This window comes from Spirosoma endbachense, assembly GCF_010233585.1.
Taxonomy (GTDB): domain Bacteria; phylum Bacteroidota; class Bacteroidia; order Cytophagales; family Spirosomataceae; genus Spirosoma; species Spirosoma endbachense.
Genome location: NZ_CP045997.1, coordinates 5,890,525 through 5,905,823, shown reverse-complemented (window position 1 = coordinate 5,905,823; position 15,299 = coordinate 5,890,525). Strand labels below are relative to the sequence as shown.

Annotated in this window: 10 protein-coding genes; 8 read left to right on the top strand and 2 right to left on the bottom strand. The window is 46.0% G+C overall.

Annotation, left to right across the window (positions count from 1 at the left end):
* The first annotated feature begins 2 nt into the window (after positions 1-2).
* The 3 genes from GJR95_RS23835 (at position 3) to GJR95_RS23825 (ending at position 5,621) form a co-directional block, all read left to right on the top strand.
* Positions 3-1,559, top strand: a complete 1,557-nt coding sequence (locus GJR95_RS23835) for a hypothetical protein (protein WP_162388241.1) — start codon at positions 3-5, stop codon at positions 1,557-1,559.
* A gap of 109 nt (positions 1,560-1,668) precedes the next feature.
* Entirely contained in the window at positions 1,669-3,909 is a 2,241-nt protein-coding gene (locus GJR95_RS23830) for an alpha-L-rhamnosidase-related protein (RefSeq protein ID WP_232540848.1), read from the top strand.
* A 200-nt stretch (positions 3,910-4,109) separates the two neighbouring features.
* The gene (locus tag GJR95_RS23825; RefSeq protein WP_162388239.1) at positions 4,110-5,621 is read left to right on the top strand and encodes a sulfatase family protein; all 1,512 of its coding nucleotides are present in this window, start codon (positions 4,110-4,112) and stop codon (positions 5,619-5,621) included.
* A 245-nt stretch (positions 5,622-5,866) separates the two neighbouring features.
* Here GJR95_RS23825 and GJR95_RS23820 read toward each other — a convergent pair whose 3' ends face one another.
* Positions 5,867-6,163 carry an RES family NAD+ phosphorylase gene (locus GJR95_RS23820; RefSeq protein ID WP_232540847.1) on the bottom strand — a complete coding sequence of 99 codons (297 nt, stop codon included), beginning with the start codon at positions 6,161-6,163 and terminating at the stop codon, positions 5,867-5,869.
* A 164-nt stretch (positions 6,164-6,327) separates the two neighbouring features.
* Positions 6,328-6,768 (bottom strand): VOC family protein, encoded by a 441-nt coding sequence (locus GJR95_RS23815; RefSeq protein ID WP_162388238.1) that lies wholly within the window; start codon positions 6,766-6,768, stop codon positions 6,328-6,330.
* A 615-nt stretch (positions 6,769-7,383) separates the two neighbouring features.
* On the opposite strand from GJR95_RS23815, the gene GJR95_RS23810 reads away from it, so the two are divergent.
* From GJR95_RS23810 to GJR95_RS23790, 5 genes are all read left to right on the top strand, one after another.
* Positions 7,384-8,736, top strand: coding sequence for an alpha/beta hydrolase (locus tag GJR95_RS23810; RefSeq protein WP_198424735.1), 1,353 nt, complete (start codon positions 7,384-7,386; stop codon positions 8,734-8,736).
* A gap of 421 nt (positions 8,737-9,157) precedes the next feature.
* Entirely contained in the window at positions 9,158-9,496 is a 339-nt protein-coding gene (locus GJR95_RS23805) for a PadR family transcriptional regulator (RefSeq protein WP_162388237.1), read from the top strand.
* 14 nt (positions 9,497-9,510) lie between these two features.
* Positions 9,511-12,204, top strand: coding sequence for an ABC transporter permease (locus GJR95_RS23800; protein ID WP_162388236.1), 2,694 nt, complete (start codon positions 9,511-9,513; stop codon positions 12,202-12,204).
* A 316-nt stretch (positions 12,205-12,520) separates the two neighbouring features.
* Entirely contained in the window at positions 12,521-13,417 is an 897-nt protein-coding gene (gene bla / locus GJR95_RS23795) for a class A beta-lactamase, subclass A2 (protein ID WP_162388235.1), read from the top strand.
* 312 nt (positions 13,418-13,729) lie between these two features.
* Complete coding sequence (locus tag GJR95_RS23790; protein ID WP_162388234.1) at positions 13,730-14,962, top strand: exo-beta-N-acetylmuramidase NamZ family protein; 1,233 nt, start codon at positions 13,730-13,732, stop codon at positions 14,960-14,962.
* Positions 14,963-15,299: the final 337 nt, after the last annotated feature.

Sequence of the window (15,299 nt, the reverse complement as noted above, 5' to 3'; positions counted from 1 at the left end):
CCATGAAAAACGTACTCATCCTCATTGCCATTTATTTTCTCCATGTTGATTTCGTATGTGGGCAATCGAACACGACTAGTGATGCTATTTTTGTCAGAAAATACACCTACGAAACGTTGTCATCGTATCAGAAACAGTTGTTCGAAGACTTTCTGACGGATGAAATCCCAATAGGCAAAAAAGTTACTGATGTCTTAACCAACCACACCAGTCTGAGGAACAAAACGCGCCTGGCAGAGGCTCTTTTATTTCGCAACAAACCGGGCGATAAGGAGAATGCAGCCGAGATTCTGACCTGGGTTCTGAAAAATCAGTATCGCGACGAGAAGACGAAAATCTATGGAATCTGGAAAACGACTATCGAGGACAACAAGTTTGACCAGAACTGGCGGGAATTCATCGGCTGCGACCTAATCATCATTCATCAAAAATACCGCTCGCTTTTACCAGCCGCTATTTTGAAAGAAATTGAAATGGGGCTGATTCATGCCGCCCGTGGTGCCCTGAAACGGAATGTCGCTCCCGATTACACCAACATCTCCATTATGAGCTCATTCCTGATGCATTACGTGGGTACAGCGTTTAAGATAGAAGAGCTAAAAGCGGCAGGATTACAAAAAGCCAGTACCATTTTTAAGCTCTACCAATTACACAAAACGTTTAGTGAATACAACTCCCCAACCTATTACGGCGTCACGCTGATTGCCATTGCGTTCTGGCGGGAACTGGCATTTTCGCCCGAAATAAAGCAAATGGGGCAGACACTTGAACAGGAGTTTTGGCATGAAGCTGCGACCTTCTATAACCCCAATCTTAAAAACATGCCCGGTCCTTATTTTCGGGGCTACGGCATGGACATGCAGAAGTACTTTTCGATCATGGGTATCTGGATTGCCATTGCCGTTGATAATGCAAGGCAAGCACCAATGCCAGCGACAACAAATTGGCCGAAATATGGCGAAATGAGCAATCTTGCTCCAATTTTCAATCTTGGTCTGGCCATTCCGAAAACTGATCTGGCGAAACTTAAAGGGTTCGCTATCCCGCAATTTATCAGTCGAACGGTTCCTAACACGTACGTAGGTGACAGCCTCAAGCAGGTCACGGCCACGATTTATAAAGACTGGATGATGGGCGGCCTGTGGGGGAATCGACGAGTGTGGAATCAAATCAAAACGGGCACTATTCACTGGAAAACAGCCGATGGTCACGTATCATGGCTGCTGGTACCCGGTAATGGAAAAACAAATATCAAAGTCGGCAAAACGGCTATGAACCTTTATTTGGCAGACGCCAAAGCGACGACTATTGAACTGTTTGTATGCGCCCAAAATGCCGTAATCGACTCATTTGCAGACAAGGTTTGGACGTTGCCATCCATGACAATGAACGTCATCACTACATTGAAACGTCCATATACTGAGAAGGTCGATTCGGCACTTTTTGAGAAAGACTGGGCCGTTTCGGACTCCTGCTCCAACGTCATTAAAGTTGTTTACGAAATACCTGCTTCGTGGGACAGGGCAACGCCATTACTGGAAATCATCCCTAAACAATAAGACATGCTTTAAATCCTTCATAAAGCATGTCCTGGTGATCACGCTATTTCAATCAGTAATTCTCTTCGAAATCATGTTCAAAAGCTATCTTATCGTACTAGTTATAAGTATGGCTCATTTGGCACAAAGTCAACAGGTAACTGCTCCCCAGAACCTGCGGTGCGATTTATTGCTACATACTAATACTATGTATGCGAATGGGACAGCCATAGACAAGAGCCTCGAATCAATCCGTAACCAATCAAAAAAATATCAGTTTGCTGCGATTACCAGCAAACAACCGACGTTTAGCTGGGAGGTTGATACAACCATAAAGGTGATTTCTGCTTACCGCATTTTAGTGGCCTCATCGTCTCAATTGCTGGAGAACCAGATAGCCGATTATTGGAATTCCGGCAAAGTAAAATCAACGCAGAGCAGGGCCATCTACACAGGTAAGCCATTAGAAACCGGTAAAATCTATTACTGGAAAGTTGCGGTATGGAATGAGAAAGGCGCAATGACACCCTTTTCTCAAGCTGCCTCTTTTTATTACGGTGAACAGAATCCAGCGGAGTTTTTTGCCCACTATCCGCTTACTACTGAACTTCAGCTGCCCATTGTGGTTAAAAAGACCGGAACAGATACGTACTTTCTGGATTTCGGAAAGGATGCGCTCGCCCAGCCGCAACTTCATTTGACCAGCGAAGTCAGCGACTCTATTTGGATTGAGGTGGGTGAGGCTATTGAGAAACCCTATACGATTCATACCAATCCTGGTCGAAATATTCGCTACCGGAAACTATCGCTCTTTGTTGAAAAAGGCACTCACGATTACTCAATTCAGTGGCCCGCCGATGCCAAACGGAATAGCCGTAACCCGATTTTGATGCCTGATTATATCGGTGAAGTCTATCCATTTCGCTATATGTCCATTTCAAACGTCAAGGGGGAACTAGACCCTAAATCCATACAGCGACGAATGGTGTATTACCCATTTGATGAGCAGGCATCAAGCTTTACTTCGAGCGACACCATTCTAAATCAAGTCTGGGATTTGTGTAAGTATTCGATCAAGGCAACCAGTTTCACGGGTTATTATGTGGATGGCGACCGTGAGCGTATTCCGTATGAGGCTGATGCTCTTATCAATCAGTTGTCGCATTATGCCGTAGATGCCGAATACAGCATGGCCCGTCGCACAATGACGTATTTACTCTATCATCCAACCTGGCCAACTGAATGGAGTTTGCAAAATGTACTGATTGCCTGGAATGATTACCTATACACTGGTGATGACCGGTTGCTCATGACTTATTATTCCGAATTGCAGAAGAAAATACTCATGCCATTAGCGGGCAACAATGGCCTAATCAGCACCCAAACTAACAAACAGACCGATGCTTTTTTAACGTCGATCCACATTACCAAACCGTTTGATGGGCGTCGCGGTCTACACGATAACGTCGACTGGCCGCAGACCGGCAACTATGTTGGTTCCGAAAAAGAGTACGGCGGTGAAACTGATGGCTTCGTCTATCGACCTTACAACGCCGTGGTCAACGCCTATTATTACCGCAATATGGTGTTGATGCATCAGATTGCGCTGACCTTACATAAAACGGTCGATGCGGCCTTTTATGAACGAAATGCCAGGCGAGTTTACGACTCATTTAGAACAGCATTTCGCGACCTTAAAACCGGCCTGATACACGACGGCGACAGTACGAGCCATACGTCGCTCCACGCTAACATGTTTGCGCTGGCATTTGGGCTTGTTCCCGCTGAGGATCTAAACGTCGTGAAACAGTTTATCAAAAGTCGTGGGATGGCATGCAGCGTATACGGCTCCCAGTTTTTGCTCGATGCGCTCTATGATTCGGGCATGGGCGATTACGCACTGGAACTAATGACGGCTACTACCCAACGAAGCTGGTATAATATGATTCGGACGGGATCGACCATTACGCTGGAAGCATGGGACAAAGTGTATAAACCAAATCTCGATCTGAACCACGCCTGGGGTGCAGCCCCCGGCAATATCATCGTCAGGAAGTTGATGGGTGTTGAACCGCTTAGCCCTGGGTTTGAGCAAATCCGGATCAAGCCACAACTGGGAAAGCTGACGTTTGCGAGTTTAAAAACCCCGACAGTAAAAGGTGAGATAGCAGTAACGTATTCAATAAACGAAGGCATTTCCACACTGGACGTTGTGATTCCCGGCGGCACCACGGCTACTCTTTACATGCCCAACCCATTGGGAAAAACCAGTTTATCGGTAGATGGAACACCCATTAGGAATGAGTCCAAGCTTGGCTTTCTGCTTATACGGAATATACGTTCAGGAAAACATACTGTAGTACTAAAGTGAAAACGCAAAACACCCATAAAACTAGGACATAATAGAAGCTGAACAATATATACCCGCGCCGTTCAATTTGGAATTAGCGCCACCTATTTCGACAGTCTTATTGATGAAGTGAGGGAAACAGATGGTTAACGTAGCTTCCAACTAGCCTCACGGGAAGAATTATTGGCCAATGCCGCAGAACTTAGTAACCCTTTCTAAAAATGATCAACCATATCAAATTAGTTGCCGTCACATTTGTGGTCGCTTGTGGAATTCTTTGCTTTAGTATGGCCGCTCAAAAGCAGAATGCACCTAACATTGTCTATATCCTGGCCGATGATTTAGGCTATGGCGATGTATCGGTCTATAATCCTACAGGCCAGATTTCGACGCCCAATATTGACAAACTTGCCGCGCAGGGTATGCGTTTTACGGATGCCCACTCACCGTCGTCGGTTTGTACACCCACCCGATACTCGCTCCTGACAGGCCGTTACCCCTGGCGTAGCCGTTTACCGGTAGGGGTATTGCGTGGCTATAGCCGAACCCTCATTGAAGCCGATCGAACGACTGTTGCTTCGTTCTTAAAAAGCAGTGGCTACCAGACTGGTGTCGTTGGTAAGTGGCATTTGGGGTTAGACTGGGAGATGCAAAAGGGAAATGAAGCACTACTGGCAACAACGGATTACGGGATTAAAACCGAGATGGATACAGCGCTGATTGACTTTACGCGAAAACCCACGCAGGGACCGAATACCGTTGGATTTGACTATTCCTACATTTTGCCGGCTTCGCTGGATATGCCGCCTTACTGCTACCTTGAGAACCAGACACTAACAGAATTACCCACGTCTTATACCGACGGAAATAAGTTACAAACGGGGTATACAGGCCCTTTCTGGCGTGCCGGAAAAATGGCGCCATCCTTTGACTTTTACGGCGTCCTGCCAACCTTTATTACCAAGGCCACTAATTTCCTGAAAAAGCAAAGCAATAAGAAGCCCTTCTTTCTTTATCTGCCTTTATCGGCCCCGCATACGCCCTGGGTACCATCCCCAAATTATAAGGGTAAATCGAAAGCGGGTGAGTATGGCGATTTTGTACAACAGGTAGATGCGGCTGTTGGTGAAGTACTTCGAACCCTGGAGCAATCGGGGTTGGCCGACAATACCATTGTCCTGTTTGCAAGTGATAATGGTCCTTATTGGCGCGAAAATTTTGTCAGCCAATTCAATCATAAAGCCGCCGGAGAGTTTCGGGGTATGAAAGGCGATGCCTTTGAAGGTGGCCATCGAATACCGTTTATCGTTCGCTGGCCAGGTAAGGTAAAAGCTGGATCGGTGAGTAACGCGACCACTACCTTAGCTAACCTGACGGCTACGTGTAAAGAAATTCTTGGCAACAAAACGCCAAACCCCGAAGATAGCTACAGTATTCTGCCCGTACTGTTGGGTAGAGCCAAACAGGTTCCCGATCAACCGGCCGTCGTACATAGTTCATCCATTGGTTATTTTGCCATCCGTAAAGGCGATTGGAAGCTTATTGAAGGCCTGGGCTCGGGTGGTTTTACGGAGCCACGAGATGTTAAACCAAAGCCAGGCGAACCCGTCGGACAATTGTATAATCTGGCGACAGATCAGCTCGAAACAACCAATCAATACCAGAAAAATCCAGAGAAGGTAAAGGAGTTAACGATACTGTTAAACCAAATCAGGCAAGGTAAAACGAGGTAGTCCAGGTTATTGCGTATCCTACGAATTGCGTTTGACACAAATTAAAAAGCTGACGAAGCAAATTCAGGCCGAATCGGACGTATTTCTGAATGGTGATTGGGTAGGAGGGAAGATAACGAAACGGCAATCCTAAGTGGGTAAATGCCAAAGCCGTTGGTCAAGCGGCTGAATTTCCTGACTGACAACCTGAATCGTATCGAGTAAACGATGGGCGGGATGCAACAGCACATTATAATAGAGAGGCACTAATACGTTCGGTACCGCAATTCCAAATTGGTTAGGGCGGCTAACCAGTCGTTCAACCAGGTTTGGGTTCGCTCGTAGGTTTTGTCTTGCCAGTAATCGGGTAATCCATCCTGTTTATCACAGCGGATGTTATCGGGCACTTTTAAAGAAAACACCCAATAAGTGGGTAAGTCCTCATGCCGAGCTGCGGGAGCGTAGGCTAAGGTTTCGACCAGGCCCAATACGGGCGTTGAGGTGGCATACAACACTCCAACACCTTTCGAATTCCAGCGGCCACCAGATAACCGGCTTTCCACAGGGGCTCACAAATGCCAGCCATTGAAACGTGGATCGGTACTATTACTGAGTATTTCGGCGATTAATCATAAGGAAATAAGCTTGCTTTGCCAAAGACAACAGAACCAACGAATACCGTAATAAAGTTGGCTACTGAATCCGGGTGAGCGCGTTTCGGCCACGCTTACAGATTATCTATGTTGTTGTGGGTGATTGTATTACCGCTTTCGTCCAGGGGAATGTAGGGATTATAGGCCACTTCCAGCACATTATCTTCTACGTCAGTAAAACAAAAGAAATAACCTCCAAACGGCGTGTTTTGAGGTTTACCTAAGGTGTTAACGCCCCTTTCCATAAGCTCGTCAAATAACGCATCAACGTCTTGTATCGACCTGACATTATAGGAAAAAGTGAATGATCGGAACCCCGCTCCATCAGCCGATATACCGGCACCGCTAGCCAAACTCGTCCGATCGAAAAGACTAAACAGAAATCCGTTCATCTTGTAAAAGACAATGTCTTTATTTTCTGCTACCGATTGCCAGCCTAGTTTTTCGGAGTAAAACCGCTTCATGGCCGCTAAGTCGTCAGTACCTATCGTTATGACACTAAACCGCTGATTCATGTGGTTATTAAGTTTATGATTATCGATTAATGCGAGTAGTGCGATTGTGCCCGACATTGTACTTTATTCAGCACCAGGTTCATTTGAATACAAACTCGTTTTTTAGTTGATCATTGATGTTGGTACCCACCATGCCAAACCGCTTTCACCCGGTTTATTGAATCTGAAACACAAGCTATCAGTCAGCCCACCTGCCCAAAAAACTGGCTGAACACATCAGTTGTTTTACGAGGAGATTCTTCCGGAAAGAAATGTCCACCCTGAATGACTTGACCAGAAACATTTACCACCTTTATCCGTAACCGCTTACCCCACTATGGCCAGCCGTAAGCCAGCTGGAAAACCTCTCGCCAGTGATTGTGGTGGACCAGAAGCGATTGGGGGCAATTCGCGCTCGACCGTCGGCACGATTACCGACTGTTTTATGGATACTACCTGTTAATAAAATTACCTCAATGCTATTTAGGCGCTAATCTATTTAGTTCAGTATACAAATGATTAATTACGCCTTGAGGTAAACTACTTAGTCGAATCCCCGATCAATCAATATGTTACCTCTAATGTTAATAAAACTTCTATCTTCTCCGACTAACAGTCAACCTCTTTTCCACAGGTATGATTTCAGCAACTCCCTCCACTCAACTATCTGGCCTTTACCATCAAAAAGTAGTCATTTTTCTGCTTTTATTTACGGGTATGTTCTCTGGGTGTGTGACTACCCGGGTTGTGACTGATCCTGACTGCGGTACACCAAACAATGTTAGTTATACGCATCAAACTGCAACCTCCTATTTTTGGGGACTAAAGCAGTCGACCGATATTACTCCTCCCTGTGATCCACGTTTTAATCACCTCAATGGTGTAACGGTGTATTCGACATTTGGCCAATTCTTACTCTCGACAGTGACGCTGGGTATAGTCAATAAAAGACGTGTGGAATGGTGCTGCTCGCCTTATACTCCAGCCTTGGCTTCAATTGGTGATGAGGAGGAAGAGAAGAGGTTCACCATCGTTCCTGTTTTTTACGGCACCGATCGCAATGTAACCGGCAATGGAGCAGATCTTGGCTATGGCAATTCCAGAGCTGAGCTAACCTATGGTATATGCCAGGTATCGGTTCCCATTACCCATAAGATTGGTCAGATAGAAACCCCTGCCTGGTGGAAGCTCGAATTTAGCCCGAACCCGGATAAGCACATTGTCCTCCGGGAAACAAAATCATTATCCAATTCCAGCTTTTACCTAGGGTTGAAGGAACGGTTGAGGACATCTACTACTAAAAGTGCCTTTATTTTCGTTCATGGATATAATGTCAATTTTGAAGCCGCTGCGAAAAGAACGGCACAGATTTACTACGATCTTCACTTCGATGGCCCTCCCGTTTTTTACAGCTGGCCCTCCCAAGGTAGTGTTGCAGGCTACCCGGTAGATGAGTCAAACATTGAATGGTCTACAACAAATATTAAGAATTTTATCTCAGACTTTCTGGCAAAAACGGACGCTCAATCCATTTACCTAATCGCTCACAGCATGGGTAACCGGGCATTGACCCGTGCAGTTGCTTCACTGATGAAGGAACAGCCGGCAAGCACAAGTCGAATTAAAGAAATAATTCTAGCCGCTCCTGATATCGATGCTGATGTGTTTATCCGTGATATTGCGCCCGCATTGACTACGTATAAAAAGCCAATCACGTTGTATGTTTCATCCGTAGATGAAGCACTATTAGCTTCCAAGCAGTTTCATGGTTACCCAAGAGCTGGCAACTCCGGGGATAAATTAGTAGTGCTTCCTGGCGTGGAAACCATCGACGCAACAAGAGCTAAAACGGACTTTTTGGGCCATTCCTACTTTGATTCGATGAGCCGAGACCTTTTCGAACTGATAAAAAATGGCCTTCGTCCCGAAAAGAGAAACCTTTTCAAAATCACCAGACAGAACAAGATATACTGGGAGCTAAGAGAGTAAAGAAAAATCGTTTAAGAATGTTCAAAGGCAAATACATTTTAGTTATTTATTTAAATCAGCAATTATATAGAATAATTACCCTTTCCTTCTGTTGCCAATTCCCCAATGCAGTACTCCAGTTACATTATATTCCTATGAAAAATTATCACCATTGCTCACCAGAAAGGCGGGTTTTAGGTCTACCTGGTTACTGCATGATCTTGCCGATTCGGCGGTTCGAAAGTTAAGTAAGTCCAGTGTGCCGATTAAATTGACCATCTCAATTCCCCGCAATCGCTGTCCACGGCTGGACAGTGAGTTGTCCGTTTCTGGACAAGGATACTCGTTCTTCACCTTGTTTTAAGCCTGTAAAGGCATTTTTTACTTTTGGCATCCGATTTGATCTAAGATATTGTATCTAATTCAGTAGGCTATCCTGTCCATGAAAAAGACCGTATTGGGCGAACTCGAAGAGTTAGTATTGCTAGTGGTGGCTGCCAGTACGGAGGACGTCTATGGAGTGCCCGTCCTGGAAGAACTCCAATGGCAAACCGGCCGCAACTTCACCATCAGTGCCGTGCATACCACTCTCTATCGACTCGAAGAAAAAGGCTTTCTGGTTTCCTCGGTAGGTGGAGCTACCGCTGAGCGTGGAGGGCGCAGCAAGCGATTATTCGCCCTCACAGCGGAAGGAGGACGAGTGTTGCGGGACATTCAGCAGATGCGTACTCGACTTTGGGAAGCGATCCCGGAGGGCAAATTTCAACTGTTAGGCCTTTAAGCGTTGCTACTGCCATGATCCGTAAGTATCGTTCTTCCCCACCTGATCGTCTCTCACCGCCCCGCTGGGCGGATCAGCTATTGGAGTGGTTTGTAGCCCCTCATCTCCTGGAGTATCTACAGGGGGACTTACATGAAACCTTTCAGAAGCGAGTACGTCAGGTAAGCCTGATCCGCGCCAGACAAGAGTATGTCTGGGCCGTGTTGCACTGCCTGACGCCCTTCTTTGCTAACCAACAAACCATCGGGCCACGAAAGGCCGGGCCACGAAAGGCTGACTCCTTAGTTCCTGCTAACAACCCGTATCCTAACCCCGCATTAACCGATATGATTGGCAACTATTTCAAAATCGCCTGGCGCAACCTTTGGAAAAACAAAGGGTATTCGTCCATTACTATACTTGGCCTTGCAGCAGGCATGGCTGTGGCTATGCTGATAGGCTTGTGGATTTGGGACGAGCTTACGTATGACCATTCCCACAAAAACCACAACAGACTTGCGCAGGTAATGACCACTTTGGTAAGAAATGGCAGTGAGTTAACCACAAATCGGTTTGTGGCTTCGCCCCTTGGCAATGAGCTGCGCGCCAACTATGGCAGCGACTTTGAAAACGTGAGCATGGCATCTGTGAACCAGAGCCGTGAACTTGCCGCAGGCGAAAAAAAAATTACTGCGAAAGGCATGTGGGTGGAAGCAAATTTTCCGTCCATGCTTACACTAAAAATGCTGCAAGGAAACATCAACGGTCTGCAAGACCCGTCATCTATTTTGTTGAGCGCATCTGTCGCAAAATCTTTATTTGGCGATGCAGATCCTATAAATAAAGTGCTGCGGATTGATAATCAGGCTAGCTATAAAGTTGCCGGTGTCTATGAAGACCTGCCGCATAATACCACGCTGAATGAAGCCAAACTATTTTTATCGTGGGATAAATATGTAAAAATGGTAGGCTGGGTGAATGAATCTATGAAGCATTGGGACAATAAGTCTTTTCAGTGTTACGTGCAGTTGAACGATCATATTGATATTACTAAGGAAACAGCTAAGATAAGGCTGGCTTCAATGGCGCATTTGAATGCAGCCAGCGATGGTCAAGAAGAGCTGGTGCTGCAGCCTATGAACAACTGGCGGCTATACGGCGAATTTAAGAATGGTAAAGTAGTTGGTGGTAGAATACAATTTGTCAATCTATTTGCCATCATTGGCATTTTTGTGTTGCTGCTGGCCTGCATAAACTTCATGAACCTTTCTACTGCACGTAGTGAAAAGCGTAGTAAAGAAGTGGGCATCCGCAAAGCCGTTGGCTCGGTACGTTCCCAACTCATCAGTCAGTTTTTAAGTGAAGCTCTGTTGATTGCAGGTATTGCCTTTTTATTTTCTCTCCTGTTTGCGCAGTTATTCTTGCCGCTGTTCAATACGCTTTCAGATAAGCAAATGACATTGCCTTTCAGCCATGTTTTCTTCTGGATAGTATGCATCGGCTTTACGATACTTACAGGATTGCTTGCGGGCAGTTACCCCGCATTTTATCTGTCCCATTTTGACCCGCTAAAAGTTTTAAAAGGCACATACCGCGTTGGCAGGTTTGCATCACTGCCCCGTAAAGTATTAGTGGTCGTGCAGTTCAGCGTTTCCATTACACTCGTTATCGGCACCATCATCGTCTATAAACAAATACAATTTGCCAAGAATCGACCGGTTGGTTATAACCGCGAAAGCTTACTAGCTGTGTATATGACAACACCTGACCTTTTCGGACATTACGATGCCATGCGCAGCGATTTACTGGCCACCCATGTTGTTGAAAACATGGCAGAATCATCCAGCCCTGTAACCAGTGTGTGGTCCAATCAAATCGGCTATAGCTGGGAAGGTAAAGACCCGGCAACGCAGCCCTCATTCGGCACCATCGGTGTAACCAAGGACTATGGTAAAACCATCAACTGGCAGCTAAAAGAAGGACGTGATTTTTCAAAAGATTTTTCTGACAGCAATTCCATCATTCTTAATGAAGCCGCCGTAAAGCTAACTGGCATGAAAAATATTGTGGGCAAAATCATTCGAAAAGATGAGAAGAATTTAATCGTAGTTGGTGTTATAAAAGATATGGTGATGGAATCGCCGTATGCCCCAGTAACGCCAACCATTTTTTTAGTGAACCCAGGCTGGGTTAATGTAATATATGTAGGCATGAAAGCAGGCATACCCTTGCAGGATGCGCTGGCTAAACTAGCGAAGGTGTTTGAAAAATATAATCCAGCTGCACCTTTTGATTATACATTTATTGACGAAGAATATGCCCAGAAATTTTCTGATGAGCAGCGTATTGGTAACCTTGCTGCCTTCTTCGCAGCGTTGGCTGTCTTCATCGCCTGTCTTGGCTTGTTTGGCTTAGCTTCGTTTGTTGCCGAGCAGCGCAAAAAAGAAATCGGCTTAAGAAAAGTATTAGGTGCCTCCATTTTTAATGTCTGGAATTTGTTATCAAAAGAGTTTATGTTACTGGTTGTTTTTTCTTTCCTTGTTTCTGTTCCGCTTTCTTACTACTTCATGCACAACTGGCTACAGAATTATGAATACAGAACAACATTGTCGTGGTGGGTTTTTGCGGCAGCAGGTATGGGTGCGTTGATGATAACATTGGCAACAGTAAGCTTTCAATCGATCAAAGCAGCCATAGCAAACCCGGTAAAGAGTTTGAGAACGGAGTAAAAGAATGAATGCGGGACTAGTATAGTGAAGTTGGATACTCAAAGGCATTAAGCAAAGTTAGTGCCTTTGGCTATTTTACGGCTTGTCGTTGATTCATAATACGCCCCATTTGAAAAGCATATACATGAAAATTCCTTCGTCTCAGGTGGGAGGGTATTTTGAGACTATTAAAATCTTGTTGTCACGAACAGTCTTAGCATGTAATTAAGTTTCTGGTGACGCCGTAACTACCACAGACATTTGTCATAGCTTACGCTACCGTTTTTTTAGGCGCCCTATCGTTGACACCAGAACGTATTTACTAATCGCCACTATCATGAAACTCACTTTATATTTACTTGGACTACTGATCATTAGTTCACCAATTTATGCCCAAATCGCGCAGTTGCAGACAAAAATTGAACAAGTCATTAAAAGTAAGAAAGCAATTGTGGGCGTGGGACTCTATGAATTTGGTAGCCAACAGACAATCACCATCAACGGTGATAAGCACATGCCTATGCAGAGCGTTTATAAGTTCCATGTCGCCTTAGCCGTATTGCGAGAAGTTGATAAGGGACGACTCAAACTCAATCAGAAGATGCACGTGAAAAAGAGCGATCTGGTACCCGGTTTGCATAGTCCGATGGGGGAGGCCTATCCCAACGGCGAGGTGGATTTACCCCTGGCCGATATTATCCGGTATATGGTTGCCGATAGCGACGGTAGCGCTTGCGATTACCTTTTTCGGCTATTGGGTGGGCCCAGGCAGGTGGAGGCCTTCATCCATCAGCTTGGTATTCAGGATGTGGCCATTCGAAATACCGAGGAAATGATGCAAGCCCAGGGGAATTGGAACGTTCAGTACACGAATTGGACTACGCCAACGGCGATGCTCAGTTTGCTCAAACTAGTTTACAAGCGCAAAATTCTATCTGCCAGTAGCCACGATTTTCTATGGAAAGTGATGGTTGGAACGACAACGGGAGAGAATCGACTCAAGAAACTGCTGCCCGCCGGTACGGTGGTAGCCCACAAAACGGGTACATCAGGAACCACTAAAGCTGGACTTATGGGAGCGGTCAACGATGCGGGTTTCATCGCATTGCCGAATGGTAAGTATATGGCCATTAGTGTATTCGTTATGAACTCAACCGAGCGTATAGAGATGAATGAGCGGATCATCGCTGAAATCGCCAAAGTAGCGTATGATCATTTCGTTAGAGGTCATTGATATTGGCAGTGGTATGCCATCTTAATAACCGGCTCAAGTGGCGACGACCCTATAACAGGTTAACGAATTACCTGATAGTCCAAAATCGAAAACTTTAGGCTATACCCCCCCTATATCTTATTTGTTTCCTGAAACGCCCATTTTAGGGGCATGTGTTTGGACTCCCCTTCGTCTCTAGTGGGAACATTTTTGAGAATAAGTATTTTGTAACTACAAACCTATTTCTGAAAATAATGAAGTGTCAGGTGAAGTCGTGTCTAGCACATAAGCAAGCCATGTACTACATTCGGGAATTCATCCATTGAGAAACATATGAAAAACAGGTTTTTGATCGTAAGTGCCTTACTCATCGCCCTTGTTTTCGGCAGCATAGCCACCATCCCCCACCAACCGGCAGGAAAGAGTGGCGTTTCTGAAAAAGCAATATTGACGGGGGCCGATCAGCCTGATCAGTATGTGCCCTATTTAAAGGGCAAACGGGTCGCCATGCTCGCCAACCAAACATCAATCATCGGAAAAAAGCACCTGGTGGATAGCCTGAGGGCGCTTGGTGTCAACCTGGTGAAGATATTTGGCCCTGAGCACGGATTTCGAGGCCAGGCCAGTGCCGGCACACCGGTGGTTGATCGAACGGACAGCGCCACCGGCATACCGGTCATCTCCCTGTACGGTCGGAAAAACAAACCTTCCCAGGAAGACCTCGCCGATGTAGACATTCTGTTGTATGACCTCCAGGATGTAGGTTGCCGCTTTTATACCAATATCAATGCCCTGGTCAGGCTGATGGAAGCTTGCCAGCAAAACGGCAAGGAACTGATCATCCTCGACCGCCCCAACCCCAATGGGTACCTTATCGACGGCCCTATCCTGGATATGCAGTTCAAATCGGGCATCGGAATGTTTCCCATCCCCATGTCGCACGGGTTGACGGTAGCGGAGTTTGCACAGATGGCCAATGGAGAAGGTTGGCTGACCAATAAAGTAACCTGTAAGCTTAAAATCATTAAGGTTGCCAACTATGAACACGATCAGCCTTATACCCTGCCGGTACCACCCTCTCCGAATCTCAATACCCAGCAAAGCGTGATGCTGTATCCATCAACGTGCCTGTTTGAAGGCACGTACCTGAATCACGGTCGGGGCACCCACTTTCCCTTTACTGTGATCGGGAGCCCTGAGCTGAAGGGCATTTATTCCTTCTCCTATACGCCTGCCAGCATCAAGGGCATGGCAGAAACGCCCCTGTTTATGAATCAGGTATGCTATGGTCTGGACCTGCGTAACTATGATGTCAACCAGCTACGCAAAACCAAACAGATCAACCTCCACTGGCTGATGGAACTCTATAAGGCTCATCCCCATAAAGAGAAGTTCTTTGATTCAACGCTGAGCCCAGAAATGGGTGTGATTGAACGACTGGTGGGCCATGCCCAGTTTCGGAAGCAGATCCTGGAAGGCCGATCGGAAAAAGAGATTCGGGCGAGCTGGGAGCCTGGCCTGACCGCCTACAAGAAAATACGGAAGAAGTATCTCCTATACCGCTAACAGGGCTTATAGAATGATTAGCCAGGTAGTTTGGTGTTGCACTAAACTGGACTTGCAACAGTATAGTGGAGGATTTTATGCGGCCCGTGAGAAGGCGTAAAATAAGATTCCTACTGAGTAGGCGTGCGATAAGCCAGTGTCGAATGTTTTCGTCGATGATGATACTGTAGCAGTAGCCGCCACCCCTCAATGTACCCGAATATAGCCAACTGAGCCGCAGCTCGTGTCGCAAAATGAGCATGATTCACCAACCGCCACGGCGGACCGTTCACTTTTGAGCGTCTTAAAGAAACTCTCCGTCACAGCGTTGTCACAACAATTGCCCTTGTGGCCGCCG